This window comes from Streptomyces sp. 147326 (assembly GCF_045000215.1).
Taxonomy (GTDB): Bacteria; Actinomycetota; Actinomycetes; order Streptomycetales; family Streptomycetaceae; genus Streptomyces.
Map to the genome: position 1 here is coordinate 2,192,847 of NZ_CP134201.1, position 26,813 is coordinate 2,219,659.

At 73.8% G+C, this 26,813-nt stretch carries 25 protein-coding genes; 7 read left to right on the plus strand and 18 right to left on the minus strand.

Annotated features, from left to right (window positions below; translation table 11 throughout):
- The first annotated feature begins 49 nt into the window (after window positions 1-49).
- The 4 genes from RIU97_RS09880 (at window position 50) to RIU97_RS09895 (ending at window position 3,915) form a co-directional block, all read left to right on the plus strand.
- Window positions 50-1,717, plus strand: a complete 1,668-nt coding sequence (locus tag RIU97_RS09880; protein ID WP_404955280.1) for an AMP-binding protein — start codon at window positions 50-52, stop codon at window positions 1,715-1,717.
- Window positions 1,718-1,721: 4 nt separating this feature from the next.
- The gene (locus RIU97_RS09885; protein ID WP_404955283.1) at window positions 1,722-2,522 is read left to right on the plus strand and encodes a PaaX family transcriptional regulator C-terminal domain-containing protein; all 801 of its coding nucleotides are present in this window, start codon (window positions 1,722-1,724) and stop codon (window positions 2,520-2,522) included.
- Window positions 2,523-2,684: 162 nt separating this feature from the next.
- Window positions 2,685-3,029 (plus strand): hypothetical protein, encoded by a 345-nt coding sequence (locus tag RIU97_RS09890; RefSeq protein WP_404955284.1) that lies wholly within the window; start codon window positions 2,685-2,687, stop codon window positions 3,027-3,029.
- Between the two features lie 46 nt (window positions 3,030-3,075).
- Window positions 3,076-3,915 carry a GNAT family N-acetyltransferase gene (locus tag RIU97_RS09895; protein ID WP_404955286.1) on the plus strand — a complete coding sequence of 280 codons (840 nt, stop codon included), beginning with the start codon at window positions 3,076-3,078 and terminating at the stop codon, window positions 3,913-3,915.
- Between the two features lie 31 nt (window positions 3,916-3,946).
- Here the strand turns inward: RIU97_RS09895 and RIU97_RS09900 are convergent, their stop codons facing one another.
- The 9 genes from RIU97_RS09900 to RIU97_RS09940 form a co-directional block, all read right to left on the minus strand.
- Window positions 3,947-6,214 (minus strand): bifunctional salicylyl-CoA 5-hydroxylase/oxidoreductase, encoded by a 2,268-nt coding sequence (locus tag RIU97_RS09900; protein ID WP_404955288.1) that lies wholly within the window; start codon window positions 6,212-6,214, stop codon window positions 3,947-3,949.
- Window positions 6,215-6,218: 4 nt separating this feature from the next.
- Window positions 6,219-7,046: an enoyl-CoA hydratase family protein gene (locus RIU97_RS09905; RefSeq protein WP_404955290.1), complete on the minus strand. Its 828-nt coding sequence runs from the start codon at window positions 7,044-7,046 to the stop codon at window positions 6,219-6,221.
- A 160-nt stretch (window positions 7,047-7,206) separates the two neighbouring features.
- A complete protein-coding gene (argF, locus tag RIU97_RS09910) occupies window positions 7,207-8,226 on the minus strand; it encodes an ornithine carbamoyltransferase (protein ID WP_404955292.1) in 1,020 nt (339 codons plus the stop codon).
- 140 nt (window positions 8,227-8,366) lie between these two features.
- A complete protein-coding gene (locus RIU97_RS09915) occupies window positions 8,367-9,593 on the minus strand; it encodes an arginine deiminase (protein ID WP_404955294.1) in 1,227 nt (408 codons plus the stop codon).
- Window positions 9,594-9,639: 46 nt separating this feature from the next.
- Window positions 9,640-10,116 carry a hypothetical protein gene (locus tag RIU97_RS09920; protein ID WP_404955296.1) on the minus strand — a complete coding sequence of 159 codons (477 nt, stop codon included), beginning with the start codon at window positions 10,114-10,116 and terminating at the stop codon, window positions 9,640-9,642.
- A gap of 207 nt (window positions 10,117-10,323) precedes the next feature.
- Complete coding sequence (locus RIU97_RS09925) at window positions 10,324-12,888, minus strand: polynucleotide kinase-phosphatase (protein WP_404955298.1); 2,565 nt, start codon at window positions 12,886-12,888, stop codon at window positions 10,324-10,326.
- Window positions 12,885-14,387 carry a 3' terminal RNA ribose 2'-O-methyltransferase Hen1 gene (locus RIU97_RS09930; protein WP_404955300.1) on the minus strand — a complete coding sequence of 501 codons (1,503 nt, stop codon included), beginning with the start codon at window positions 14,385-14,387 and terminating at the stop codon, window positions 12,885-12,887. The genes RIU97_RS09925 and RIU97_RS09930 overlap by 4 nt, the downstream gene beginning before the upstream one ends.
- A 54-nt stretch (window positions 14,388-14,441) precedes the next feature.
- Window positions 14,442-15,383 carry a homocysteine S-methyltransferase gene (mmuM, locus tag RIU97_RS09935; protein WP_404955302.1) on the minus strand — a complete coding sequence of 314 codons (942 nt, stop codon included), beginning with the start codon at window positions 15,381-15,383 and terminating at the stop codon, window positions 14,442-14,444.
- 10 nt (window positions 15,384-15,393) lie between these two features.
- Entirely contained in the window at window positions 15,394-16,320 is a 927-nt protein-coding gene (locus RIU97_RS09940; RefSeq protein ID WP_404955304.1) for an LLM class F420-dependent oxidoreductase, read from the minus strand.
- Window positions 16,321-16,537: 217 nt separating this feature from the next.
- On the opposite strand from RIU97_RS09940, the gene RIU97_RS09945 reads away from it, so the two are divergent.
- Window positions 16,538-16,777 (plus strand): hypothetical protein, encoded by a 240-nt coding sequence (locus RIU97_RS09945; protein ID WP_404962802.1) that lies wholly within the window; start codon window positions 16,538-16,540, stop codon window positions 16,775-16,777.
- A 49-nt stretch (window positions 16,778-16,826) separates the two neighbouring features.
- Here the strand turns inward: RIU97_RS09945 and RIU97_RS09950 are convergent, their stop codons facing one another.
- From RIU97_RS09950 to RIU97_RS09965, 4 genes are all read right to left on the minus strand, one after another.
- A complete protein-coding gene (locus RIU97_RS09950; RefSeq protein WP_404955306.1) occupies window positions 16,827-17,312 on the minus strand; it encodes a DUF6099 family protein in 486 nt (161 codons plus the stop codon).
- A 123-nt stretch (window positions 17,313-17,435) separates the two neighbouring features.
- On the minus strand, window positions 17,436-17,873 hold the full coding sequence (locus tag RIU97_RS09955) for a nucleotide pyrophosphohydrolase (protein WP_404955307.1): 438 nt from the start codon (window positions 17,871-17,873) through the stop codon (window positions 17,436-17,438).
- A complete protein-coding gene (locus RIU97_RS09960) occupies window positions 17,870-19,330 on the minus strand; it encodes an AAA family ATPase (RefSeq protein ID WP_404955309.1) in 1,461 nt (486 codons plus the stop codon). The genes RIU97_RS09955 and RIU97_RS09960 overlap by 4 nt, the downstream gene beginning before the upstream one ends.
- 67 nt (window positions 19,331-19,397) lie before the next feature.
- Window positions 19,398-19,793: a cell division protein SepF gene (locus RIU97_RS09965; protein ID WP_030721444.1), complete on the minus strand. Its 396-nt coding sequence runs from the start codon at window positions 19,791-19,793 to the stop codon at window positions 19,398-19,400.
- Window positions 19,794-19,950: 157 nt separating this feature from the next.
- On the opposite strand from RIU97_RS09965, the gene RIU97_RS09970 reads away from it, so the two are divergent.
- A complete protein-coding gene (locus RIU97_RS09970) occupies window positions 19,951-20,658 on the plus strand; it encodes a DUF2470 domain-containing protein (RefSeq protein WP_404955312.1) in 708 nt (235 codons plus the stop codon).
- A 37-nt stretch (window positions 20,659-20,695) separates the two neighbouring features.
- Window positions 20,696-21,616: an NADP-dependent oxidoreductase gene (locus RIU97_RS09975; protein WP_404955314.1), complete on the plus strand. Its 921-nt coding sequence runs from the start codon at window positions 20,696-20,698 to the stop codon at window positions 21,614-21,616.
- A gap of 56 nt (window positions 21,617-21,672) precedes the next feature.
- Here the strand turns inward: RIU97_RS09975 and RIU97_RS09980 are convergent, their stop codons facing one another.
- From RIU97_RS09980 to RIU97_RS10000, 5 genes are all read right to left on the minus strand, one after another.
- Window positions 21,673-22,026 carry a 4Fe-4S binding protein gene (locus tag RIU97_RS09980; RefSeq protein WP_404955316.1) on the minus strand — a complete coding sequence of 118 codons (354 nt, stop codon included), beginning with the start codon at window positions 22,024-22,026 and terminating at the stop codon, window positions 21,673-21,675.
- Window positions 22,023-23,612, minus strand: coding sequence for an FAD-dependent oxidoreductase (locus RIU97_RS09985; protein ID WP_404955318.1), 1,590 nt, complete (start codon window positions 23,610-23,612; stop codon window positions 22,023-22,025). The genes RIU97_RS09980 and RIU97_RS09985 overlap by 4 nt, the downstream gene beginning before the upstream one ends.
- The gene (locus tag RIU97_RS09990) at window positions 23,609-24,943 is read right to left on the minus strand and encodes an LLM class flavin-dependent oxidoreductase (protein WP_404955320.1); all 1,335 of its coding nucleotides are present in this window, start codon (window positions 24,941-24,943) and stop codon (window positions 23,609-23,611) included. The genes RIU97_RS09985 and RIU97_RS09990 overlap by 4 nt, the downstream gene beginning before the upstream one ends.
- A 73-nt stretch (window positions 24,944-25,016) precedes the next feature.
- On the minus strand, window positions 25,017-26,021 hold the full coding sequence (locus RIU97_RS09995) for an ABC transporter permease (RefSeq protein WP_404955323.1): 1,005 nt from the start codon (window positions 26,019-26,021) through the stop codon (window positions 25,017-25,019).
- Window positions 26,018-26,812: an ABC transporter ATP-binding protein gene (locus RIU97_RS10000; protein ID WP_404955325.1), complete on the minus strand. Its 795-nt coding sequence runs from the start codon at window positions 26,810-26,812 to the stop codon at window positions 26,018-26,020. Before RIU97_RS10000 ends, RIU97_RS09995 begins: the two co-directional genes overlap by 4 nt.
- Window position 26,813: the final 1 nt, after the last annotated feature.

Below are 26,813 nucleotides of genomic sequence, written 5' to 3' on the forward strand. Positions count from 1 at the left end.
GCCCCACCCCACTCCGGACCGCTGCAGGGGGCGACCCGCCTTGGACCTCATGCCTTCCGCTCACACGGACACCTTCGCCCGTGACCATCTGCCACCCGCCCACACCTGGCCGGAGCTGGTCTTCGATCTGCCCGAACTGGCCTACCCCGACCGTCTGAACTGCGGGGCGGAGCTGCTCGACGCCACCATCGCCCGGTTCGGCCCCGAGGGCGCCGACCGCCCGGCCTTCCGCAGCGGCGCGGGCGAGGTGTGGACGTACGGCGGGCTGCGCGAGCGCGTGGACCGTCTCGCCCACGTGCTCACCGTCGACCTCGGCGTCGTCCCCGGCAACCGGGTGCTGCTGCGCGGACCCACCGGTCCCTGGCTCGCCGCCTGCTGGCTGGCGGTCATGAAGGCCGGCGCGGTGGCGGTGACCGTACTGCCCCAGCAGCGCGCGAAGGAGCTGGCCACGGTGTGCGCGATGGCCCGGGTCCAGCACGCCCTGTGCCATGCCGACGTGCTGGACGACCTGGTCAAGGCCGAGGTGCCGGGGCTGCGGATCACCGCGTACGGGGGCGGCGCCCGGGACGACCTGCTGCGGCTGGCCGAGAGACACGAAGGGGCCTTCCCGGCCGCCCCGACCTCCGCCGACGACGTCGCCCTGATCGCCTTCACCTCCGGGACCACCGGCCGGCCCAAGGGCTGCATGCACTTCCACCGCGACCTGCTCGCCGTCGCCGACACCTTCTCCCGCAGCGTGCTGCGCCCCCGGCCGGACGACGTGTTCGCGGGCAGCCCGCCGCTCGGGTTCACCTTCGGCCTCGGCGGGCTGGTCGTCTTCCCGCTGCGGGCGGGCGCGTCCGCGCTGCTGCTGGAGGAGGCGGTGCCGCGCCGGCTGCTGCCCGCGCTCGCGGAGCACCGGGTGACGGTGCTGTTCACCGCGCCCACCGCGTACCGGACGATGCTGGACGCCCTGGGCCCGTACGACGTGGGCATGTACGACCTGTCCGCGCTGCGCCGCTGCGTCTCGGCCGGGGAGAACCTGCCCGCCGCCACCTGGCAGGCCTGGTACGAACGCACCGGCCTGCGGATCATCAACGGCATCGGGGCGACCGAGCTGCTGCACATCTTCATCTCCGCCGCCGACGAGGAGATCCGGCCCGGTACGACCGGCCGGGTGGTCCCGGGCTGGCAGGCCCGGGTGGTGGACCGGTCCGGCCGGCCGGTCCCGGACGACGAACCGGGGCTGCTGGCCGTACGCGGCCCGGTGGGCTGCCGCTACCTGGCGGACCCCCGGCAGGGTGAGTACGTACAGGACGGCTGGAACCTCACCGGTGACACCTACGTGCGCGATCCGGAGGGCTACTTCCGCTACGTCGCCCGGGCCGACGACATGATCGTCTCGGCGGGGTACAACATCGCGGGCCCGGAGGTGGAGGAGGCCCTGCTGCGCCACCCGGACGTGGTGGAGGCGGCGGTGGTGGGCCGCCCGGACGAGCGACGCGGGCAGATCGTGGTGGCGTACACCGTCGCACGTGACGGTGTGGTCCTCACCGAGGAGGCCCTGCGCTCCTTCATGCGGGAGGAGCTGGCCCCGCACAAGTGCCCGCGCTCCTTCGTCTTCCTCCCCGCGCTCCCGCGCACGGCCACGGGCAAGCTGCAGCGCTTCCGGCTGCGGGACCTCGGCACCCTGCCGGACCGGCCCGACCGGCCCCACCGGCCCGACGGCCTAGAGTGAAACCGTGGTCGAGCAGCACACCCCGCGATCTCTGATCGTCACGTTCTACGGAGCCTACGGGCGGGCCTTCGAGGGCCCGGTCCCGGTGTCCGCGCTGGTCCGCCTGCTGGGCGCGGTCGGCGTGGACGCCACGTCGGTCCGCTCGTCGGTGTCCCGGCTGAAGCGGCGCGGCTTCCTGCTGCCCGAGCGCGCCGCGGACGGCTCGGCGGCGTACGGGCTCTCCGAGGAGGCGCAGCAGCTGCTGGACGACGGCGACCGCCGGATCTACGGCAGTCCGCAGCTGTCGGACGAGTGGCTGGTGGCGGTGTTCTCCGTCCCGGAGCAGGAACGGAACAAGCGGCACCTGCTGCGTTCCCGGCTGGCCCGGCTCGGGTTCGGCGCGGTGGCGCCGGGCGTGTGGATCGCCCCGGCCCGGCTGGCCGAGGAGACCGCGCACACGCTGGAGCGGCTGCACCTGACGCCGTACGTGGAGCTGTTCCGCGGAGCCCACCTCGGCTTCGCGCCGAGCGCCGAGGCGGTGGCCCGCTGGTGGGACCTGACGGCCCTGGCCAAACAGCACGAGGAATTCCTCGACCTGCACGAACCGGCCGTGCGCGCACTCCAGTCGGGCCCGGAGCCGACGCCGGAGGAGGCCTACCGCGGCTACCTGTTCGCGCTGGACTCCTGGCGGCGCCTGCCGTACGCCGACCCGGGCCTGCCGCGCGAGCTGCTCCCGGCGGGCTGGCCGGGCGACCGGGCGGCGGCCGTCTTCGCCGAGCTGCACGAGCGGCTGCGCGATCGCGGGGCGGCGTTCGTGGAACCGTAGGCGGCGAAGGCCGCGTCACGAGGTGGCGTGACGCATCACTCCTATATTCCTCCGTACCCTCCGCCGCAGCCCCCGCCCTCGGCTCAGCCGCCGTCCCAGCCGCAGCCCTCGTACCAGGGCCCCGCGAGGCCGCCCGGGCGAGGGGCCACGGCCCTGCTGCTGGTGGCGGCGGCGCTGGTCGGAGCCGCGGCCGGGTGCTCCGCCATCGCGCTCGCCTCCCGCGCCCGCGCGTACTGCGACGCCGCCTGGGAGCCGGCCGGGCGGTTCGAGATGGCCTTCCTGCTGATGCTGATGGTGCCGGGATGCGCCTTCCTCGCAGTGGTGATCGCCTCCCTCAGCCGAGAGCTGCCCCTGCTGTTGCGCCCCGTGCCGTTCCTGCTCGTGCTCGCGCTGGTGGTGCTCGTGTTCTTCGCCACGAAGGGGACGCTGGACGGCTACCCCGGGAACCTGGAGCGGTGCGGGCCCGACAACGTGCCGCCGTGGTGGCCGCGTTGGCTGCCGACCTGACGGAAATCCGGGTGCGCGGCGGCTCGCCGTCCCGCCAGGATGGACCATGACCTGGACCTTCACCACGGACCTGACGGCCTATCTGGCCGCGGCGGGTCCGGCCGCGGCCGCGCAGCCCGTCTCCAACACCCTTCTGCTGACCGTGACCGACGGGCTGCGGCGGCGCGGTGCCGGCGCCTACGGTGAGGGCACCCCCGTCTTCGGCTGGTGGACCGGCGCCGACCGGACCGTCGCCGGCGGGCTGCTGTGCACCCCGCCGCACCCGATGGTGCTCGGCGTGGTGCCCGTCGAGGCGGTCCGGGCCCTGGGGTCCGCGCTCGGCGGCGAGCCGCTGCTCGCCGTGATCCGCGGGTTCAACGCCCGCCGCCCGGACGCGGAGGCGCTGGCCGAGGCCTGGGGGCGGCCCACCCGGATCGCCGAGGAGCTCCGCCTGTACCGGCTGGCCGGCCTGGTCGCCCCGGATCCCGCCCCGGCCGGGCGGCCGCGGACCGCCACCGCGGCGGACCTCCCGCTGCTGCTGGAGTGGATCACCGCCTTCAACAAGGAGGCGGGCGTGAGGGGCGCCGCCTCCGAGGCCGCGCTGCGCGACCGGATCTCGTACGGCGGAGCCCTGCTGTGGGAGCACGAGGGCGAGCCGGTCTCCCTGGCGGGCTTCTCCCGCCCGATCGGCTCGGCCTCCCGCGTCGGCCCGGTCTACACCCCGCCCGCCCTCCGCGGCCGCGGCTACGCCGCCGGAGCCACCCACGCGGCGAGCGCGGCGGCGTACGCGGCCGGCGCCTCGGAGGTCCTCCTCTTCACCGACCTGGCCAACCCCACCAGCAACGGCGTCTACCAGCGCCTGGGCTACACCCCGGTCGAGGACCGCGCCGAGGTCGTCCCGGTGTGAGCGCGCCGGACCGGGCCGCCGCCGCGACGGCCTAACCGCGTCCCGTCGGCGGTTTGCGGCTGCCCGCGCGGTACGGGGCCGGCCAGGGGGCGCCCGGGCCTTCGTAGGACTGGTCGGCGGCCGCGTGCAGGGTCCAGTGGGGGTCGTAGAGGTGCGGGCGGCCGAGCGCGCAGAGGTCGGCGCGGCCGGCCAGCAGCAGGGAGTTCACGTCGTCCCAGGAGGAGATGGCGCCGACCGCGATGACGGGGATGCCGAGCGCGTTGCGGATCCGGTCGGCGTACGGGGTCTGGTACGAGCGTCCGTACTCGGGTGCCTCGTCCGCCACCACCTGGCCGGTCGAGACGTCGATGGCGTCGGCGCCGTGGGCGGCGAAGGCGGCGGCGATCCGCACCGCCTCCTCGGGCGTGGTGCCGCCGGGGGCCCAGTCGGTGGCCGAGAGGCGGACGGTCATCGGGCGGTCCCCGGGCCAGACCGCGCGGACCGCGTCGAAGACCTCCAGCGGGAAGCGCAGGCGGTTCTCCAGGGTGCCGCCGTAGGCGTCGGTGCGGTGGTTGGTCAGCGGTGAGAGGAACCCGGACAGCAGGTAGCCGTGGGCGCAGTGCAGTTCCAGCAGGTCGAACCCGCAGTCGGCGGCGCGCACGGCGGCGGCCGCGAACTCGGAGCGCAGGGCCACCAGGTCCGCCTGCCCGAGGGCGCGCGGGAGCGCCGAGACGCCCGGCCGGTAGGGCAGTCCGGAGGCGGCCACCAGCGGCCAGTTGCCCTCCGGGAGGGGGTCGTCCATGCCCTCCCACATCACCCGCGTCGAGCCCTTGCGGCCCGCGTGCCCGAGCTGGACGCCGAGCGCGGTGCCGGGTGCCGAGGTGTGGACGAAGTCGGTGATCCGCCGCCAGGCCGCCGCCTGTTCCTGGGTGTAGAGGCCGGCGCAGCCGGGGGTGATCCGGCCCTCGGCGCAGACGCAGACCATCTCCGTCATCACCAGGGCGGCCCCGCCGAGGGCCCGGGCGCCGAGGTGCACGAGGTGGAAGTCGCCCGGGACTCCGTCCACGGCCGAGTACATGTCCATCGGGGAGACGACGACCCGGTTGCGCAGGGTCAGGCCGCGCAGGGTGAGGGGGGTGAACATCGGCGGGGTGTGCTCGTCCGGGCAGCCGAAGTCGCGTTCCACCGCGCGCGCGAACCGCTCGTCGCGCAGCCGCAGGTTGTCGTGCGTGACCCGGCGGCTGCGGGTGAGGAGGTTGAAGGCGAACTGCCGTGCGGGCTGGTCGACGTATCCGGCGATCTCCTCGAACCAGGCCCGGCTCGCGGCCGCGGCCCGCTGGGTGCTGGCGACCGCCGGGCGGCGCGCCGTCTCGTACGCGGCGAGGGCGGCCGGTACGTCGCCGTCCGCGCCGGCCACCGCTTCGGCGAGGGCGAGCGCGTCCTCGACGGCCAGCTTGGTGCCGGACCCGATGGAGAAGTGGGCGGTGTGGGCCGCGTCGCCGAGCAGGGCCACGTTTCCGTGTGACCAGCGCTCGTTGACGAGGGTGTCGAAGCGCGTCCAGGCCGAGCGGTTGCCGCGCAGCGGCCGTCCGCGCAGGGCCTCGCTGAAGATCTTGGCGCAGCGGGCCGCGGACTCGTCCTCGTCGCACAGGTCGAGGCCGGCCGCCCGCCAGACCTCCTCCCGCATCTCGACGATCACCGTGGAGGCGTCCGCCGCGTAGGGGTAGGCGTGCAGTTGCATGACCCCGTGCTCGGTCTCGGCGATCTCGAAGCGGAAGGCCTCGAAGGCGAAGTCGGCGGCGAGCCAGATGTAGCGGCAGCGCCCGGGGGTCAGCGTCGGCCCGTAGTGCGCGGCCCCGGCCTCCCGGATCGCGCTGTGCACCCCGTCCGCCGCGACCACCAGGTCGTACGCGGCGGCGAGGTCCCGCACGTCCGGGGCAACGGTGCGGAAGCGGAGCCGGACGCCGAGCCCGGCGCAGCGTTCGTGCAGGATCTGCAGCAGCCGGCGCCGCCCGACGGCCGCGAAGCCGTGGCCGCCGGAGGTCAGCAGCCGGCCCCGGTGCACGATGTCCACGTCGTCCCAGCGCACGAACTCGGCGCTCAGGGCCGCGTAGACGACGGTGTCGGCCCGTTCGATGCCGCCGAGGGTCTCGTCGGAGAGGACCACGCCGAAGCCGAAGGTGTCGTCGGCGGCGCCCCGCTCCCAGACGTCCACGGCGTGGCCCTGACGGGCCAGGAGCGCGGCGGCGTACAGCCCGCCCGGTCCCCCGCCGACGACGGCGACCCGCATGGCGCCCGGAGACACGCGGCACGCTGACATCCGACTACCTGCCCTTCCAGGCGGGCGCCCGCTTCCCGGTGAAGGCCGCGTGGAACTCCGCGTAGTCCTGGCCGTTCATCAGCAGGGCCTGGGTGGCGGCGTCCAGCTCCACCGACGCGGCCAGCGGCATGTCGAGTTCGGAGGTGAGCAGCGCCTTGGTCTGCGCGTAGGCGAGGGCGGGCCCCGAGGCCAGGTGCGCGGCGAGTTCGGCGGCCCGTACGTGGGCCTTGCCCTCCTCGGTGAGCTCGCTGAGCAGGCCGATCCGCTCGGCTTCGGGGGCGCGTACGGGCTCTCCGAGCATCAGCAGCCGGGTGGCGTGGCCGAGGCCGACGACCCGGGGCAGCAGGTAGGCGGCGCCCATGTCGCCGCCGGAGAGGCCGACGCGGGTGAAGAGGAAGGCGAAGCGGGCGGTGGGGTCGGCGATGCGGAAGTCGGCGGCGAGCGCGAGGACGGCGCCGGCCCCGGCGGCCACCCCGTGCATGGCGGCGATCACCGGGAAGGGGCATTCGCGGAGGGCGCGCACCACCTGGCCGGTCATCCGGTTGAAGTCGAGGAGCTGGGCGGTGTCCATGGCGAGGGTGGCGCCGATGATCTCGTCCACGTCCCCGCCGGAGCAGAAGCCGCGGCCCTCGCCGCCCAGGACGAGGGCGCGCACGGAACGCTCGCGGGACAGTTCGGCGAGCAGATCGCGCAGGTCGGCGTAGGCACCGAAGGTGAGCGCGTTCAGCTTCTCGGGGCGGTCGAAGGTGACGGTGGCTACGCCGTCCTGCCGGGTGACCCGGAGGTGGTGCCACCGTTCGGTCGCTGCTGTGGAACCGGTGAAGGGACTCACACGATCGACGGTATCACCAGATCGTGACTGCCGTCAGAGAAGCGCGAGATCGTGTCGGCGTTCGCGGCCGCCGCCCTGGTACCCGGGGGCAGTCCGCTCCTCGGGGAGCCCTCCCTACCCGCGGGACGAGCCCGGGAGCCGGCTCGGCCGCCGCGTATGACTATGCGTCACTCCGGCCGGGCCGCCCGAGCGTGGCGACGAGTACGGCCTTGATGGTGTGCAGCCGGTTCTCGGCCTCGTCGAAGACCACGGAGTGCGCCGACTCGAACACCTCGTCGGTCACCTCCAGGGATTCCAGCCCGTGCCGCTCGTGGATCTCCCGGGCCACCTTGGTGCCGAGGTCGTGGAAGGCCGGCAGGCAGTGCATGAACTTCACGTCCGGGTTCCCGGTGGCCCGCAGCACGTCCATGGTCACGGCATACGGGGACAGGGCCGCGATCCGCTCGTCCCAGACCTCCTTGGGCTCACCCATGGACACCCAGATGTCGGTCACCACGAAGTCCGCGTCCGCGACCCCCTCGGCGACCTCCTCGGTCAGGGTGATCCGGGCGCCGCTCCCCTGCGCGAGCTCCCGCGCCGCGGCCACCACCGACTCGGCCGGCCAGTAGGCCCCGGGCGCCACGATCCGTACGTCCATGCCCAGCAGCGCACCGGTCACCAGGTACGAGTTGCCCATGTTGAAGCGGGCGTCGCCGAGGTAGGCGAAGGCGATCCGGTCCAGCGGCTTGGCCGTGTGCTCGGTCATCGTGAGGACGTCGGCCAGCATCTGGGTGGGGTGCCAGTCGTCGGTGAGGCCGTTGAAGACGGGCACGCCGGAGTGGGCGGCGAGCTGCTCGACGGCCTCCTGGCTGTCACCGCGGTACTCGATCCCGTCGAACATCCGGCCGAGCACCCGCGCGGTGTCGCGGATCGACTCCTTGTGGCCCATCTGGGAGCCCGCGGGGTCGAGGTAGGTGGTGTGGGCGCCCTGGTCCGCGGCGGCGACCTCGAAGGCGCAGCGGGTCCGCGTCGAGGTCTTCTCGAAGATCAGCGCGATGTTCCTGCCCTGGAGCAGGCGCTGCTCGACCCCGGCCTTCTTGGCCGCCTTCAGTTCGGCGGCGAGCTCGATCAGGCCGCGGAACTCGGCGGCCGTGAAGTCGAGCTCCTTGAGAAAACTGCGGCCTGCGAGGTCGGTGGCCATGGGGTCGCTCCAGCGTCACGGTGACAGGGGATGCTGGAAGTCTATACGATCCTCTGTATTGATATACAGAGCCCTCTCCCTGCCCTCTCCCGCCCTCCCCCGCACCCTCCCCCTGGGCCGGTGGCCGCCCGGGGGCGGCTTCAGACCGCGTCCCGCTCGACCGGACAGCTCATGCACCGCGGGCCGCCCCGGCCCCGGCCCAGCTCGCTGCCCGGGATCTCGATCACCTCGATGCCCTGCTTGCGCAGGTGTGTGTTGGTCGTCACGTTCCGCTCGTACGCGACCACCACCCCCGGCTCCACGGCCAGCACGTTGCACCCGTCGTCCCACTGCTCGCGTTCCGCCGAGTGCACGTCCTGCGTCGCGGTCAGCACCCGGATCGAGTCCAGACCGAGCGCCGCCGCGATGGCCCGGTGCATGTGCTCGGCCGGGTGGTCGGTCACCTTCAGCTCCTGCGGTCCCGCGCCCGGCTCGATCGTGTAGGAGCGGAGCATGCCGAGCCCCGCGTACTGCGTGAACGTATCTGCGTCGACCATCGTCATCACCGTGTCCAGGTGCATGAAGGCCCGGCTCTTCGGCATGTCCAGCGCCACGATGGTGGTGGCCGAGCCGGCCGCGAACAGGCCGCGCGCCAGCATCTCCACCGCCTGCGGCGTGGTGCGCTCGCTCATCCCGATCAGCACCGCGCCGTTGCCGATGACCAGCACGTCCCCGCCCTCGATGGTCGAGGGGTAGTCCGCCTGGCCCTGCGACCAGTAGTGGAAGGCGCCGGAGGTGGTGAAGAGCGGGTGGTGCTTGTAGATCGCCTCGAAGTGGACGGTCTCGCGCTGCCGGGCAGGCCAGCGCATCGCGTTGATGGACACCCCGTCGTAGATCCAGGCGGAGGTGTCGCGGGTGAAGAGGTGGTTCGGCAGCGGACCCAGCAGGAAGCCGTCGGTGTCCAGGGCGTGGAAGCGCACGGACACCGGCTCGGCGTGCCGCTCCAGGAACTCCCGCTTGGTCATCCCGCCGACCAGCGCCTCCGCCAGCTCGGCCGAGGGCAGCCCGTCGAACACCGACCGCAGGTGGTCGGTGGCGAGCGGCCCGTACTCCTTCTCGTCGAACACCCGGTCCAGTACGAGGTGTCTCGCCTCCGGGATCTCGAGGGCCTCGCACAGCAGGTCCCCGAAGAGGTGCACCTCCACGCCCCGGTCCCGCAGCACGTCCGCGAAGCCGTCGTGCTCCTGGCGGGCCCGGCGCACCCACAGCACGTCGTCGAAGAGGAGCGCGTCCTTGTTGCTCGGTGTGAGCCGCTTCAGCTCCAGGTCGGGCCGGTGGAGGATGACGCGGCGAAGCCGCCCGGTCTCGGAGTCGACATGGAATCCCATGCCGTACACATTCCCAGACCGGGCGGCCTTTTGACGTGGCGTCCGCTCAGCGGGGGGTGCCGAGGCCGAGAAGCGCCGACGGGGCGCCGGTGAGTTCCGGGGCGGTCAGGCCCAGTTCGGGCGCGGCCAGGTTCGGGATCCCGGAGTTGGAGGCGTCCGGCATCTTCAGCAGACCGCCGGCGACCAGCCCGGGGGTCCGGGCGAGCAGGTCGGTGGCCGGAGCCTCCACGGAACCCTCGCCGTCCGTCTCCGGCTCGCCCAGCAGGTTCGGCACCGGGGAGGTGACGAGGGTGCTGCCGAGCTCGGTGCCGATCGGGACCACCGGGAGCAGTGGGGTGGGGAGCATGTCCCCCTTGTGGAAGCGGGGAGCCTCGGGCGCTCCCACGACCGGCACCGGCACGCCCGTGCCCACGCGCGGGGTGTCCACGCCCAGCGTGGTCTTCACGGCGTCCAGCGGGACACCGACCGGCACCGAGTTCGCCGCGGCCGGGGTGGCCGCGGCGGCCGCGGCCATACAGGTCATGAGCGCCGCAATGCTTCCGCGCGCGGTCATCTTCATAAGTGACGTTCCGTCCTTCCAGGGTCGCGGACATTCCGCTGCCCTGGTTGAACGATCCCGCCGGTCCGTTTCCCGGAGTTCACCACGAAAGTTCCCCCATACGACCTAATTAGCGGCCGTACGGGGGCCACCCCTTTACGGATCGTGCTGACGCGACCGGGCCCGGACCCCTCAGAGCCGGGGGTCGACCGGCTCCGACTCCAGGGCGAGCACCGCGAAGACGGCCTCGTGGACCCGCCACAGCGGCTCCCCGTCCGCCAGCCGGTCCAGCGCCTCCAGCCCGAGCGCGTACTCGCGCAGGGCGAGCGAGCGCTTGTGCCCGAGGAAGCGCTCGCGCAGCCGCTCCAGGTGGTCCGGACGGGTGTACTCCGGGCCGTAGATGATCCGCAGGTACTCGCGTCCGCGCACCTTCACCCCGGGCTGGACCGGGCGGCCCTTCCCGTCCCGGGCGTAGGCCTGGAGCGGCTTGACGACCATGCCCTCGCCGCCGGCGGCCGTCAGCTCCAGCCACCAGTCGGTGCCCGCCCGTACGGAGTCCTCGTCCGCGGTGTCCACCAGGATCCGGCCGGTGCGGCGCAGCAGCCCGGTGCCGGCCGCCTCGTCAGCGGCGACCATGCGGTCCAGCCAGAACAGCTGCTCGTCGTGGGGTACGGCGGCCAGCGACCGTCCGGCCGCCGCCAGCAGCTGGAAGGGCGCGAACCGTACGCCGTCCAGTCCGTCGGTGGTCCAGCAGTAGCGCCGGTACGCGTCGGTGAAGGCGGCCGCGTCGGTGGCCCGGCCGCGCTGCCGCTCCAGCAGCTCGCCGGTGTCGACGCCCCGGGCGGCGGCCGCCTCCAGCGCGGCGATCGCGCCCGGGAAGACGGCGCCCGAGGCCGCGCCCACGGCGGCGTACTGGTTGCGCAGCAGGCCGCCGGACTTCAGGGACCAGGGCAGCAGCTCCCCGTCGATCAGCAGCCAGTCCGTGCCGAGCTCCTCCCAGAGGCCGGCGTCGGTGACCGCCGAGCGGAGCCGGGTGAGGACCTCCTCGGTGACCTCCGGGTCCTTGAAGAACGGCCGCCCGGTGCGGGTGTAGACGGAGCCGGTCGGGCCGTCGACGCCGAAGCGCTCGCGGGCCGCGTCGGCGTCCTTGCAGACCAGGACGGTGGCGCGGGAGCCCATGTGCTTCTCCTCGCACACGACCTGGGCGATGCCGTCCTTGCGGTACTGGGCGAAGGCCTCGGCGGGGTGCTCCAGGTAGCCCTCCTCCCGCGAGGTCGCCGTCGGCGCCATGGTCGGCGGCAGGTACGGGACCAGCCTCGGGTCCACCGCGAAGCGGCTCATGACCTCCAGGGCCGCCGCCGCGTTCTCCTCGCGCACGTTGACGTTGCCCAGGTGCCGGGTCTCCACGACCCGGCGGCCGTGGACGTCGGCGAGGTCGAGCGGGCGGCCGTCGTGGCCGCCCGGCGCCTCGGCGGCGAGCGGGCGCGCCGGCTCGTACCAGACCTTCTCGGCCGGTACGTCGACCAGTTCGCGCTCGGGCCAGCGCAGGGCGGTCATCTTCCCGCCGAAGACGGCTCCGGTGTCGAGGCAGATGGTGTTGTTGATCCAGGCGGTGTCGGGGACCGGGGTGTGGCCGTAGACCACGACGGCCTTGCCGCGGTAGTCCTCGGCCCACGGGTAGCGCACGGGCAGGCCGAACTCGTCCGTCTCGCCGGTGGTGTCCCCGTACAGGGCGTGCGAGCGGACCCGGCCGGAGGTGCGGCCGTGGTACTTCTCGGGCAGCCCGGCGTGGCAGACCACCAGCTTGCCGCCGTCGAGGACGTAGTGGCTGACGAGGCCGCGGACGAACTCCCGTACCTCTTCGACGAACTCCTCCGGCTCGGCCTCCAGCTGCTCGATGGTCTCGGCGAGGCCGTGGGTCCGCTGGACCTTGGAGCCCTTGAGGTAACGGCCGAGCTTGTTCTCGTGGTTGCCGGGCACGCACAGGGCGTTGCCGGACTTCACCATGCCCATGACGCGGCGCAGCACGCCCGGGCTGTCCGGGCCGCGGTCGACGAGGTCGCCGACGAAGACGGCGGTTCGGCCCTCGGGGTGGGCTCCGTCCTCGTAGCCGAGCTTGGCGAGCAGGGTCTCCAGCTCGGAGGCGCAGCCGTGGATGTCGCCGACGATGTCGAAGGGGCCGGTGAGGTGGGTGAGGTCGTTGAACCGCTTCTCCAGGACCACCTCGGCCGTCTCGGCCTCCTCGACGGTGCGCAGGACGTGGACCTTGCGGAAGCCCTCGCGCTCCAGGCCTCGCAGCGAGCGGCGCAGGTCGCGGCGGTGCCGCTGGATGACGGCGCGGGGCAGTCCGGCCCGGTCGGGGCGGGCCGCGTTGCGGTCGGCGCAGACCTGTTCGGGCATGTCCAGGACGATGGCGATGGGCAGCACGTCGTGCTCGCGGGCGAGCTGGACCAGCTGACGGCGGGCGTCGGCCTGGACGCTGGTGGCGTCGATGACGGTGAGGCGGCCGGCGGCGAGGCGCTTGCCCGCGATGTAGTGCAGGACGTCGAAGGCGTCGCGGCTCGCGCTCTGGTCGTTCTCGTCGTCGGAGACCAGGCCCCGGCAGTAGTCGGAGGAGATGACCTCGGTCGGCTTGAAGTGCTTGCGGGCGAAGGTGGACTTGCCCGATCCGGTGGCCCCGATCAGGACGACGAGGGACAGGTCGGTGACGGGAAGTACGCGGGTGCGGTGGGTCTCGGTCTCGGTCTCGGTGGTCATGCTGCCTCGCCCTCCTTCGGGGTCTCGGTGGTGGTGGTCGTGGTGGTGTCGGTGGTGGTGTCGGTCTGGGTGAAGACGGCCATCTGGGTCGGCGGCCCGACCTCGGGGTCGTCGTCGCCGACGGGGACGTACGCGACCTCGTAACCGTGGCGCGCCGCCACGGCGCCGGCCCAGGCGCGGAACTCCTCGCGGGTCCACTCGAAACGGTGGTCACCGTGCCGGACGTGCCCGGCGGGCAGGGTCTCCCAGCGGACGTTGTACTCGACGTTCGGGGTGGTCACGAGGACCGTGCGGGGGCGGGCCGAGCCGAACACCACGTACTCCAGGGCGGGCAGCCGCTCCAGGTCCAGGTGCTCGATGACCTCGCTGAGCACGGCCGCGTCGTAGCCGGCCAGTCGCTTGTCGGTGTAGGCGAGCGAGCCCTGCAGGAGCGTGACGCGCGAGCTCTGCCGCTCGCCCAGCCGCTCCAGGCGCAGCCGCCGGGCCGCCGTGTGGAGGGCCCGTACGGACACGTCCATGCCGATGATCTCGGTGTAGGCCGGGTCCTTGAGCAGGGCCTGCACCAACTGGCCCTGCCCGCAGCCGAGGTCCAGCACCCGCTGGGAGCCGGCGGCGCGCAGCGCGGCGAGGATCGCCTCGCGCCGCTGCACGGCGAGCGGCACGGGCCGCTCTTCGGTGTCGCGCGTCTCGTCCACGGCGTTGTCGAGCTCCTCGACCTCGCTGCCGTCGGCCTCGGCGAGGCGGACCAGCTCCAGGCGCTCGATGGCGTCCTGGGTCAGCCGCTTGTGGCGGGCCAGGTAGCGGGAGCTGATCAGCCCGTTCTCGGGGTGGGCGGCGAGCCAGCCGTCTCCGGCGCGCAGCAGCTTGTCGACCTCGTCGGGGGCGATCCAGTAGTGCTTGGCGTCGTCGAGCACCGGCAGCAGCACGTAGAGCTGGCGCAGGGCGTCCGCCAGGCGCAGCTCTCCCTCCAGGACGAGCCGCACGTACCGCGAGTCCCCCCACTCGGGGAACTGCTCGTCGAGCGGCACGGCCTCGGCCTGTACGAGGTCCCAGCCGAGCGGGTCGAACAGCCGGTGTACGAGTCCCGCCCCGCCGCGCGCGGGCAGCACCGGGATCTCGATGCGCAGCGGCAGCGCCTGCTCCGGGAGTTCCGGGCGGAGGGCGCACTGGCCCTTGAGCGCGGTGCGGAACACCCCGCTGAGCGCGACGGCGAGCAGCGAGGAGGCGGCGTACGGGCGGTCGTTGACGTACTGGGCGAGCGCGGCGTCGGGCGCCCCGCCACGGCCCTTGCCCTGGCCGCGCCGCACGAGTGCGACGGGATCCACCTCCAGCAGCAGGGCCGCCGTGCACCGTTCGGCGGTGGCCTCGGGGTAGAACACGTGGGCGGTGCCGTGGGAGGTGGAGAACGCCTGCGTCTTCCCGGGATGCTTGTGCAGCAGGTAGCCCAGGTCGGTGGCGGGTCGTTCAGGGGAGCCGGTGGTGGAGATCGTCAGGAACACACGACCGATTGTTGCTGGTCATCGCGGCTGAGCGCCTCTCGTTTTCCGGGAGGGTCAGACCGGATCCCCGCCGGGGGCGCCCCGGCCTTCCGGGGTGTGGACGGCGGTGGCCAGGGCGGCGATCCGGGCGGGGCCGATGCGGCAGCAGCCGCCGATGAGGCGGGCGCCGGCGCGGTGCCAGGCTCGGGTGGGCCAGGGGGCCCGGGTCCCGGGGGTGTGCCAGGTATGGGTGGCGGCGTCCCAGACGGAGCCGTCGTTGGGGTAGGCCAGGAGCGGCTTGCGGGTGGTGGCGGCTGCCGCTTCGAGGGCGGGGAGGACCTCGGCGGGGTCGCAGCAGTTGACGCCGAGCGCGATGATCTCGGGGGCCTGCGCGGCGAGGGCGAAGGCCTCGGGGAGGGGCGCGCCGGAGCGGGTACGGCCGCCGGCCACGGTGTAGCTGAGCCAGGCGCGGGCGCCCGTTTCCGCCAGGACGGTGAGCACGGCCTCGGCCTCGGCCGGGTCGGGGAGGGTCTCCACGGCGAGGACGTCGGGGCCGGCGTCGAGCAGGGCCTCGATGCGGGGGCGGTGGAAGGCGGCGAGCTCGCGCACGCTCAGGCCGTACCGGCCGCGGTACTCGGAGCCGTCCGCGAGCACCGCCCCGTACGGGCCCACCGAGGCGGCCACCCACACCTCGTGGCCGGCGGCCCCGGCCGCGCGGGCCGCCAGGTCGACGCTGCGGTGCAGCAGGGCGGTGGTCGCGGCGCGGTCGTGGCCGTGCGCGGCGAAGGCCTCGTAGCCGACCTGGTAGCTGGCGGTGATCAGCACCTCGGCGCCGGCCCGCGCGTACGCCGTGTGGGCGGCCTCCACCTGGTCCGGCCGCTCGGCGAGCACACGGCCCGACCAGAGGCCGCCGGTCAGGTCGCAGCCCTGGGCGGTGAGCTGGTTGCTCAGACCGCCGTCCAGGAGCACGGTCCTGCGGCCGAGGGCCTCGGCGAGCGGGCCGGACGCGCGTGGCACGGGGCGGCTCCTACCGACCGAGCTGGGAGAGCACCTGGGCGGAGATCAGCTCCAGGTGGTCCAGGTCGTCGAGGTCGAGCAGCTGGAGGTAGACGCGGGAGGAGCCGGCGGCCTCGTAGGCGCCGATCTTCTCCACGACCTCGGCCGGGGAGCCGGCCAGGCCGTTGGCCTTGAGCTCGTCCACGTCCCGGCCGATGACGGCGCCCCGGCGGGCCACTTCGGCGTCGTCCTTGCCCACGCACACCACGAGGGCGTTGGAGTAGATCAGGTCGTCGGGCTTGCGGCCGGCCTCCTCGGCCGCCTCCCGGACGCGGCCGAACTGCCGCTCGCTGTCGGTGATCGACGCGAACGGCACGTTGAACTCGCTCGCGTAGCGCGCGGCGAGCCGCGGAGTGCGCTTGGCTCCGTGGCCGCCGATGAGGACGGGGACCCTGGCCTGGGCGGGCTTGGGGAGTGCGGGCGAGTTCTCCACCTGGTAGTGGCGGCCGGTGAAGTCGAAGGTGGCGCCGGCCTCGGTGGCCCACATGCCGGTGACGATGGCCAGCTGTTCTTCCAGCCGGGACATCCGGTCCGCCGGGAAGGGGATCCCGTACGCCTTGTGCTCCTCCTCGAACCAGCCCGCGCCCAGGCCCAGTTCGACGCGGCCGCCGGACATCTGGTCCACCTGTGCCACCTGGATGGCGAGGACGCCGGGCAGCCGGAAGGTGCCGGCCGTCATCAGCGTGCCCAGGCGGATCCGCTTGGTCTCGCGGGCCAGGCCGGCGAGGGTGATCCAGGCGTCGGTGGGCCCCGGCAGGCCGTCGGTGGATCCCATCTTCAGATAGTGGTCGGAGCGGAAGAAGGCGTCAAAACCCAGTTCCTCGGTGGCCTTGGCGACGCTGAGGAGGGTGTCGTAGCTCGCACCCTGCTGGGGCTCGGTGAAAATGCGCAGGTCCATGAACCCATCCTGCACTTCCCGCCCCGGCAGGGTGAATCTGCGTCAACCGGATGGTCCACCCGGGAGGCCGCCAGTGACCAGCCCGGATGGGGATCGTTTCCTCGGACGGAGCCGGACCGCCCGGCCCGCGCGCCGGCGGACCCGCGCCGGTGCGTCCACCGCCCCCTTCCGCCTTGGAAGGGCCAGGGCCGAGGAGGCCGCCATGTCCCACGAGGCCGTGCCGGAGACCCCGCAACAGACCGGACCGACCGGACCGACCGGACAGGCAGCACACGAGCACGCACCCCGGGAGTCCGAGGTACCCGCTCAGGGCGGCGGCGCACCGAAGGGCCTGCTGCAGCAGATGGAAGAGCTGATGGCGGCGCTGAACGCCGACCTCTCGCAGCTCGACGCCGATCTCCAGTCCTCCACGGACCGCACCCCCGAGGGCGGGCGCCCGTCCTACCGGTCGTCCTGACCGTACGGGTCCCGCCGCGCACGGCGGGACCCCACTCGATTCACCCTCATCAGGCCACGCCCGAGGCGGATCCCCGCTCGCGGACCACCATGCGGCGCAGGATCGCCCGTACCCGGTCGCTCGACTCGTCGGCCGCGTCGATCGACTCTATGCACTGCCAGTACAGGGTCTCGTCGTCCGTCCCGCAGGCCACCCCGACCAGGGCTATCCCCACTTCGCCCAGCAGCGCCTGCAGCCCGAGCAGTGCCTGGCGGACATCCGAGACCTCGCTCAGCTGTGCCGCCCGCGGCGGATACTCGGGCGCGCTGCCCTCGCCGCGCAGGGCGGCTCTGTCGAGCACCCCGCACCCTCTGCCTCCCGCTTCCCCCAGTCCCCGTGCCTCCGATCTCAGCTCCGGCGGCCCGGTGACCGCCAGACAGCTCCCGATCCCCTGCGCGAGCGCCTGGGCCTGCCAGGCCTCGCCCACGATGTCCCACGCAGCCCCGCTCTGTGCCAGCGCGTGCCGGCCGACCGCGATGAGCCGTACCGCATCCATATGCCGTCCCCCGTCCGCACGACATCCCGCCGTCCTCACCACTACCCAGAGTGAGGGCAACGGGCCAGTAAAGCCAGGGGTATTCGGAAAATGTGGACACAAACGTGATTGTGGATGAGTCCATCACTCCGAAGAGTGACGATTGGGTGTCGGTGTACCGGTCACAGGGAAGCGGAATTCGTTCCTCTCGATCTTCGCGGCGAGCGCATCCAGCACATCCACCCCGAGAACCTCACAGAACTGCAGCAGATACGCGAGCACATCGGCCACCTCATCGGCCACGCGGTGGGCGGTTTCCGGCTTCTCCATGACCTTCGCCGACTGTTCCGGTGTCAGCCACTGGAAGATCTCGACCAGCTCGGACGCCTCCACGCTCAGCGCCACCGCCAGGTTCTTGGGCGTGTGGTACGGCTCCCAGCCCCGCGCCGCCGCGAACTCCGCGAGCCGGCGCTGCAGTCGGTCCAGCCGCTCATCGGTCCGCCCACCGGGGCGTTCGCCGGGCCCGTCGGTCGGCCGTTCGTCCGGCCGCCGCTCGGGCGGCGGCTCCTGCGTCTCGTTCATGCCGTCAGGTCTACCATCGCGACGCCCGGGAGTCGGCGGGCGGTCTCCGCGGTATCCTCCCCCACCGCCGCCACCAGCCGGATGTGGCCGCGGCTGCCGGACAGCAGGGCCAGGCGCAGCAGCTCGGCGCTCTGGCGCCGGTCCAGGCCGCGGTCGAAGCCGTCGGCCAGCACGGTCAGGGCCTGCTGCGCGGAGAGCAGTTCGGCGGCCGGGTCCATGGCCAGCACCCCGGGGCCGGTCAGCAGGACCAGCGCCAGCGCGAGGAAGCGCAGTTCGCCCGCGCCGAGGCGGGCCAGCTCCGTGGCGGGGCGGGCGGGGCCCCGGTCCAGCACCGCCGTGACGGGCCCGCCGCCCGCGCGGGCCCGTACGTCGAGCCCGGCGACGGGCCCGGCGCAGCCGGTACGGGCCGCACCGGCCAGCAGCGCGTGGCGCGTGCCGCATTCGTGGCGGGTCCGGCGCAGTACGTCGGCCAGGTTGGCGCAGTCGCCCAGCAGCCGGCCCTCCCCCGGCGGGACGGCGGCGCGCATCCGGTCCGGGCGGGGGTCGCACGGGAACACCGAGCGCAGGGCCACCACGACCTGCTCGGCGGCGGCCAGGACCTGCCGCTGGCCCGCGGTGGAGCCGGCGACGCGCAGCGGGAGCAGCGCCGTGCCGAGCCGGTCGTCGGGCAGCGGGGCCCTGGTGACGCCGATGGCGCCGCCGGTCAGCCAGGCGGCCTGCACGGAGCGCCGGCCGGGGTCGCGCAGGGCGGTGGCGAGCAGGATCCGCCCGTCCTGCGTGAGCCGTTCGCCGACGATCCGCAGGGTGGGCTCGGCCTGGACGGCGAGGTCGAGCCGGACCGGACCGGCAGGGCCGTCGACCGTGCAGCCGAGGCGGAATCCGCGCCGCCGCTGGGCGTCGGGGACGGCCAGGTCGGGGATGCGGGCGCGCGGGTCCGGGAAGGCCTCCTCCAGCGTGGCTCCGGATCCCAGCCCGGCCAGGGACTCGTAGGCGGTCAGGGCCTGGGACTTGCCGCTGCCGCTCGGCCCGGCGAAGAGGGTGACGGGCCCGAGCGGGAAGGCGGCCGACCGGTGCGGCCCGAAGGCGGAGAGCCTCAACTCGGTGACCACGGGCCGCCGGTGCGGCTGCGCCGGCTCGGCGGGCGGCCCGGAGCCGCCGGGCCCGGCCTGCGGCGGCACGGCCGGGCCGCCGGTCGGCCCGGCCGGCGCGCCGGAGGCGGGGCCCTCGTCCGCGGAGGCGGCCGGTGCCGCGGAAGCGTCAGGCCCGGCCGGGGCTTCGGCCGCCGCGGCGGCACCGGCCCGGCCGGGGGCGGCGCGGCCGGCGGGGGCCGCCCCGGCCTGCGCGGGAACGGTGGGGGTGTCGGCCGGCTCGGCGTCGGCTAACGCGGGGCCGGAGTCGGGGGCGAGTGCGGCGGGGGCGGGGGCGGGGCCCACCGCCGCGTCCAGGGTGGCGTCCATGCGCGGGACGGTACGGGCCGCCGGACCCCCCGTGGCCCCGGCGAACCGTTCCCTCGTGGGGACCTTCCTACGATCGGGGGACGGCCGCGGCCGCGATCCCCTCGACCTCGGTCCCCACCGGGGCCAGCAGGAAGACGTTCCGGTCCACCCGGTGCATGCCGCTGCCCAGCCCGAAGACCACGCCGCTGCTGAAGTCCAGGATGCGCTTGGCCACTTCGCTGTCCGCGCCGGTGAGGTCGAGGAGCACCGGGATCTGCGCGATCAGGTACTCCGCCACCTCCCGCGCGTCCGCGAAGATCTGAACTCTGATCACCACGAAGCGCCGCTGCTCCGCCACCGACGCTCCGGGCGCCTTGGGAATCGTGCGGTGGTCCACCCGGGAGGGCCACTCGTTGCGACTGCGCAGGGGGACCACCTGCGCGAGCCCCTCCCACTGTTCGTCGGTGACGTCGTACCTGCTCACCGGGCCGCCTCGGCCGCGCGCTTCTTGTGCATCCCCCCATCCTCTCGCGTTTCACCCGTTCAGCCCAACAGCGACACGAACCACGCCGGGTACTCCGGGAGCGCCGAATGAGTTAGGTTAGGCATACCTAACCTACTCTGGCGATGGAGAGATCCGCATGCGCATGTCCGGTGCCCCCGCCACCCCGGCCGCCCGGCCCACCGACGCCGAGCGAATCCGGTCGATCCTGACCGCCGCCCACTCCATGACCCTGATCACCGACGAACGGCGCACCGAGGTCCGCCACCTCGACGGCAGCGACCCGATGGGCCGGTTGCACCTGCACCCCGCCGAGCCGGGCGGCGACGCCGAGCACCGGCCCACGATCCGGCTGGAATTCACCGACGTCGCCCCCACCCCGGTACGCGACCGGGTGCGCGCCCGCGTCACCGTGCTGGGCCGGCTGCTCACCCCCTACTCGGACGAGGCCGCCGAATCCACCTGCGTGGAGTTCGGCCAGGCCGTCCTGGAGACCGGGCACGGCCTCGCGTACGCAGGCCTCGAAGAGCTGGAGGCGGCCCACCCCGACCCGCTCGCCCCGTACGAGGCGGGCATGCTCACGCACCTCCTCGACGACCACCACGACCTCGTCACCCTGCTGCTGCGCCTGGTCCGGCCGCTGCCCACCGCCGCCGTCGTGCGCGCGCTGCCGGTCGCCGTGGACCGGTACGGGATCACCCTGCGGCTGGAGGAGCGGCGCGGCCACCGGGACGTGACGCTGCCCTTCCCCTCCCCCCTAGACGACGTCGAGCAGTCCGGTACGCAGTTCCAGGCGCTCTTCGCCGCGGCCCGCCGCAGCTCGCACCGCAACACCCTGCCCGCGTGAGGGAATAGCGCTCCGCGGGGCCCTGTTGGGAACGATCATGAAGGCCATCACGTACAGCGCATACGGAACTGCCCAGAACCTCACGCTCGTTGACGTACCGCAGCCGAAGGTGGGACCGGGCGAGGTCCTCGTCCGCGTCAAGGCCGCCGGAGTCAATCCGGTCGACTGGAAGCTCGCCGCCGGATACCTCGACCCGATCCTCGAAGTCCGCTACCCCGTCATACCCGGCTGGGACGTCGCCGGAATCGTCGAGGAGGTCGGCCCGGACACCTTCGACTACGCCGTGGGCGACGAGGTGTACGGCTACGTCCGCAAGGAGTGGGTGGAGCTCGGCACCTACGCCGAACTGGTCACCGCCCCCGTCCGCACCCTCGCCCGCAAGCCCCGCGCGCTGAGCTTCGAGCAGGCCGCGGGCATCCCGCTGGCCGGCCTCACCGCCTACCAGTCCCTCACCCGCGTGGGCGCCAAGGCCGGCGAGACCGTCGTCATCCACTCCGCGGCGGGCGGCACCGGCTCCTTCGGCGTGCAGATCGCCGTCGCGCTCGGCCTGCGGGTCATCGGCACGGCCGGCGCGCACAACCACGACTACCTGCGTGCGCTCGGCGCCGAACCGGTGCTGTACGGGGAGGGCCTGGCGGACCGGATCCGCGAGCTGGCGCCCGAAGGAGTCGACGCGGCCCTGGACTTCTACGGGGACGACGTGGTGGAGACCCTGCAGTCCCTCGTCAAGGAGCGCGACCGGGTCGCCTCCATCGCCGACTACCAGGCGGCCGCCAAGGGCGCCCACCAGCTGTGGGTGCGCCCCGACACGGCCGACCTGACGTTCCTCGCGGAACTGGCCGACGCGGGCCGCCTCACCGTCAACGTGGAGCACGCGCTGCCGCTCGCCGAGGCTGCCAGGGCCTGGGAGCTGAGCGCCGCGGGCCGCACGCGCGGCAAGATCGTCCTGACGGTCTGACGCGACGAACGGCGAGGGGCGGCGAGGGGCGGTCCGCCCGGACCGCCCCTCCCGCCTCAGGACGTGATCGGCAGCAGGTCCGGGCCCAGCGGCGGCCCGACCGCCCTGAGCGACCCGGGCCTGCGGCCTTCGCCCCAGCCGATCTCGCGCCGGTAGCTGCCGAGCAGGCCGCGCTCCGCCAGCCCCGCCTCGTCCCGTACGGCAGGGTCGTCCGCCGCCGGGCGGGTCAGCGGGGAGACGAACAGCGCGTCCACCGGGCAGTTGGCCTCGCACAGGAAGCAGGTCGGGCAGTCCTCCTGCCGGGCGAGCAGCGGGATCCCCCCGGGGCCCCGCTCGAACACGTCCGTCGGGCACACCTCGATGCACTTGTCGCAGGTGATGCACCGGTCACGCGAGACCAGTTCGATCACGCCGCCGCCCCCGTACCCGTCAGGGCCGCGGGCCGGGTCCACACCCGGTCCAGGCCGCCCACCAGGATCCGGTGGTGCAGCTTCGGGTCCTGGTGCGGATGGTCCAGGCGCTTGGCCATCCCCCGGGTCTCCGGCCGGGCGAGCGCGGCCGCGTACATCCACCGCGCGTGCGCCGTCATCGCGGCCGCCTGCCGGGCCCTGACCAGCTCCGCGCCCTCGCCGTGCAGCGTGGCGCGCAGCTGCGACCAGGCCGTGTCGAGGGTCCGCAGCGAGGCGGCGAGGACCTCCCCGCGGCGCAGGTAGTTCTTGTCGTACGGGAGGACCTCCGCCCGTACGAGCTCCACGGCGGCCCGGTGCCCGCCCGGCTCGGCCCGGTGCCCCGTCGGGCGCAGTCCGGCTCCGCCGGCGCCGGTGACGGGGCGGCGGGCGGCCCGTCCCGGACCGAGGGACAGGGCGTGCCGGGCGGCGCCCCGGCCGGCCCAGCTGCCGGAGGAGACGGCCCAGGCGGCGTTGTGGCTGCCGCCTCCCGTGAAGCCGCCGCAGATCTCCTCCCGGGTGGCCGCGTCCCCGGCGGCGTAGAGGCCCGGGACACCGGTGGCGCAGTCGTCGCCGGTGATCCGGATGCCGCCGGTGCCGCGGACCGTGCCCTCGGCGAGCAGGGTCACGGCGAAGCGGTCGGTGAAGGGGTCGATGCCGAGCCGGTCGAAGGTGAGGAAGAAGTTGGGCTGCGCGAGGCGCATCGCGGCCCGGGCCCTCTCGTCGGCGCGGTCGAGGCGCGCGTACACCCGGGCGCCCGTGAGGAGTTCGCGGGCGATCGCCGACCGGCCGCCCTGGCTGGCCGCGCCCTCCAGCACACTGCCGTCCTCCTGGTAGAAGGTGGCGAAGGAGTAGAAGGCGGTCTTGGTGACCGAGGTGCCCTCGGGTGCGATCCCGTAGGCGTTGGAGAACTCCATGCCGGAGAGCTCCGCCCCGGCCTCTGCGGCGAAGAGCGCGCCGTCGCCGGTGTTGGTGTTGGTGCCGAGCGCCCCGCTGAGGAAGGCGCAGCCGCCGGTGGCGAGGACCACGGCGCCCGCCCGGACCCGGTAGTGCTCCCGGGCCTGGCGGCGGTAGCCGGCGGCGCCCGCCACGGCGCCGTCCGCGTCGGTGAGCAGTTCGGTGACCGGGCTGTGGTCGAGGACGCGGACCCCGGCGCGGCGGATCAGGATGCGCATCCGCCGCATGTATTCGGGGCCTTGGAGGCCGCCCCGGAGCGGCCGGCCGTCCGGCCCGGTGGGGAACGGGTAGCGGCCCTCGGTGGCCAGCTCGTTCATCCGGTCGTACGTCTCGTCGAGGACCCGGGCCATCCAGCGCCGGTCGGCCAGGTAGCCGCCGAGGCCCTCGCGGGAGGCCATGGCCGCCTCGCGGGCGGCGGGCTCGGGCGGGACGTACCAGACGCCGGTACCGCCGGCGGCCGTGGCGCCGCTCGTACCGCAGTAGCCCTTGTCCGCGAGGACGACCCGGGCCCCGGCCCGGGCCGCCTTGAGGGCGGCCCAGGTGGCGGCCGGTCCGCCGCCGACGACGAGCACGTCGGTGACGTGGTCGCTCATGCGTCCTCCCGTGTGTGGCGGTTGGCCGGGCGGGCGAGGCCGTAGTTCTCGCGGAGGGTGCGGCCGGTGTACTCGGTGCGGAACAGCCCGCGCCGCTGCAGGATCGGCACGACGTGGTCGACGAAGGCGGTCAGGCCCGTGGGCAGGACGGGGGCCATGATGTTGAAGCCGTCGGCGGCGCCCTGCGTGAACCACTCCTCCAGCTGGTCGGCGATCTGCTCGGGGGTGCCCGCGAAGGTGCGGTGGCCGCGGCCGGCGCCGAGGCGGGCGATCAGCTCGCGCAGGGTAAGGCCGTCGCGGCGGGCCAGCTCGGCGACGAGGGTGAAGCGGCTCTTGTTGCCGTTGACGTCCCGCTCTTCGGGCAGGTCGGGCAGCGGGCCGTCCAGGGGCAGCCCGGTGAGGTCCACGTTCAGCATCCCGGAGAGCTGGGCGAGGCCGTACTCCGGCACCTGGAGGTCGGTGAGCTGCTGCTCCAGGGCCTTCGCCTCGGCCTCGGTGGATCCGATGACGGGGGCGATGCCGGGCAGGACGAGCAGGTCGCTCTCGGTGCGTCCGTACTTGGCGAGGCGGGACTTGAGGTCCTTGTAGAAGGTCTGGCCGTCGGCGAGGGTCTGCTGGGCGGTGAACACGGCCTCGGCGTACTGGGCGGCGAACTCCTTGCCGTCCTCGGAGGAGCCGGCCTGCACGAGGAGCGGGTGGCCCTGGGGGGAGCGCGGGACGTTGAGCGGTCCGGCGACCCCGAAGTACTCGCCGCGGTGGGCGGCGGGGTGGAGCTTGTCGGTGTCGGCGTAGATGCCGCGCTCCTTGTCGAGGACGATCGCGTCGTCCTCCCAGCTGTCCCAGAGCTTGGTGGCGACGTCGAGGAACTCGCGGGCGCGGTCGTAGCGGAGGTTGTGCGCCAGGTGCTCGTCGCGGTTGAAGTTGCGGGCCTCGTCGACGGTGCCGGAGGTGACGATGTTCCAGCCGGCGCGGCCGCCGCTGATGTGGTCGAGGGAGGCGAACTTCCGGGCCGTGTTGAAGGGCTCGTTGAAGGTGGTGGAGACGGTCGCGATCAGCCCGATGTGCTCGGTGACGGCGGCGATGGCGGACAGCAGGGTGAGCGGCTCGAAGCCGCCGAGGGCGTTGTAGCGGGCCTTGCCCCAGAGGGCGAGTCCGTCCGCGAAGAAGATGGAGTCGAGCCGTGCGCGCTCGGCGGTGCGGGCCAGTTCCTGGAAGTAGCGCAGGTCGGTGACCCGTTCGGGGGTGCTGTCGGGGTGGCGCCAGGCGGCGTCGTGGTGCCCTGCGTTCATGAGGAAGGCGTTGAGGTGGAGGGTCCGGGGGGCGGTGGTCATGGCTGTTCCTCGTGTGTCAGGTGGCGCGGAGCGGGGGCGGGGCCGTCGGGCGGCGGGGGTCGGCCGCCGGGCCTCAGGCGGGGACGCGCCAGGTGCTGAGGCGGCGCTCGATCGTGACCAGCAGCTGGTTGAAGGCCACGCCGATGGCGGAGATGGTGACGATGCCCGCGTACATCTGCGGGATCGCGAAGTTGAACTGCGAGGCGTTGATCAGATAGCCGAGGCCCGCCTTGGCGCCGATCATCTCGGCGGCCACCAGGACCAGGATGGAGACGGCGCCGGCCAGCCGGATTCCGGTGAAGATGGCCGGTACGGAGGCCGGCAGGATCACCTTCTGGAACAGGCGGGGCGTGGAGAGGTCCATCGACCGGGCGAGCCTGATCAGGGTGGGGTCGGCGTTCCGGACGGCGCTGATGGTGTTGAGCAGGACGGGCCAGAGGCAGGCGTAGACGACGATCGACACCTTCGACGTCTCACCGATGCCGAGGAGCAGCACGAAGACCGGGAGCAGCGCGAGGGCCGCGGTGTTGCGGAAGACCTCCAGCAGCGGCCCGAGGAAGTCGGCGAGGGGCCGGTACCAGCCGATGAGCAGGCCGAGCGGGACCGCTACGGCCACGGCGATGCCGAAGCCGCCGAAGGAGCGGATCAGGCTGGCCTGGGTGTGGTCGGCGAGCTGGCCGTCGCCGGCCAGCTCCCACCAGGCGACGGCCACCTCGCTGATGGGAGGCAGGAAGGTGACGTCGACCAGGCCGGCGCGCGGGGCGATCTCCCAGAGGGCGACCAGGGCGAGGATCGCGGCGGTCCGGACGGCGACGGCCTTCAGGACGCGTACGACGGCGAGCGCGGCGGTCCTTGTCCGGACGGGGACCGGGGCTGCAGGCGCGGCGGGTACCCGGGCCGGCCCGGGGTCGGCGTTGGCGTCGGCCGGGGACTTGCCGGCCCGGGTCTTGAGGGCGGGGGCCCCGTCCGGGGCGGCGGTCCCGGCCGCGGCGGGGGCGGTCCCCGCGTCCGGGGCGGACTCGGCCGGGGCGGGGCGGCCCGGGGCCGCCAGGGCGGTGGTGTCGGTTCGGGTGGTCATACGGCTGCTGCCTCCTTCTCCAGTTGCTGGGCGCGGGCCACCTCGTCGTGGAGGAGGTTCCAGATCTCGTGCCGGTAGCGGGCGAACTCCGGGCTGGACCGCAGGGCCTCCCCCAGCAGTCCGTCGCGGTCGCCGAAGGAGACCGGGACGACCTCCTTGACCCGGCCGGGCCGGGAGGTCATGACGGCCACCCGCTGCCCGAGGTAGACGGCCTCCTCGATGCCGTGCGTGATGAAGACGACGGTCTTGCCGGTGCTCTGCCAGATGCGGCGCAGCTCGTCCTGGAGCGACTCGCGCGTCTGCGCGTCGAGCGCGGCGAACGGCTCGTCCATCAGCAGTACGTCCGGGTCGTACGCCAGCGCGCGGGCGATGGCGACGCGCTGGCGCATGCCTCCGGAGAGCTGGTGCGGGTGCCGGTCCTCGAAACCGGTCAGTCCGACCAGGTCCAGGAACTCCTTCGCCCGGGCGGCGCGTTGCCGGCGCGGCACACCGGTGGCCTCCAGGCCGAACTCGACGTTGCCCTGGGCGGTCCGCCACGGCAGCAGCGCGTACTGCTGGAAGACGATGCCCCGGTCCAGGCCGGGCCCGGTGACCGGCTTGCCGTCGAGCAGGATCCGCCCGGCCGTCGGGGCCGCCAGGCCGCCGAGGAGGTCGAGGAGGGTGGACTTGCCGCAGCCGCTGGGGCCGACGACGACGAGGAACTCCCCGCTGCGGATCTCCAGGTCGATTCCGTCGAGGGCGGTGAAGTCCCCGAAGGTCTTGCGCACGCCCTCGAACACGATCTTCGTCATG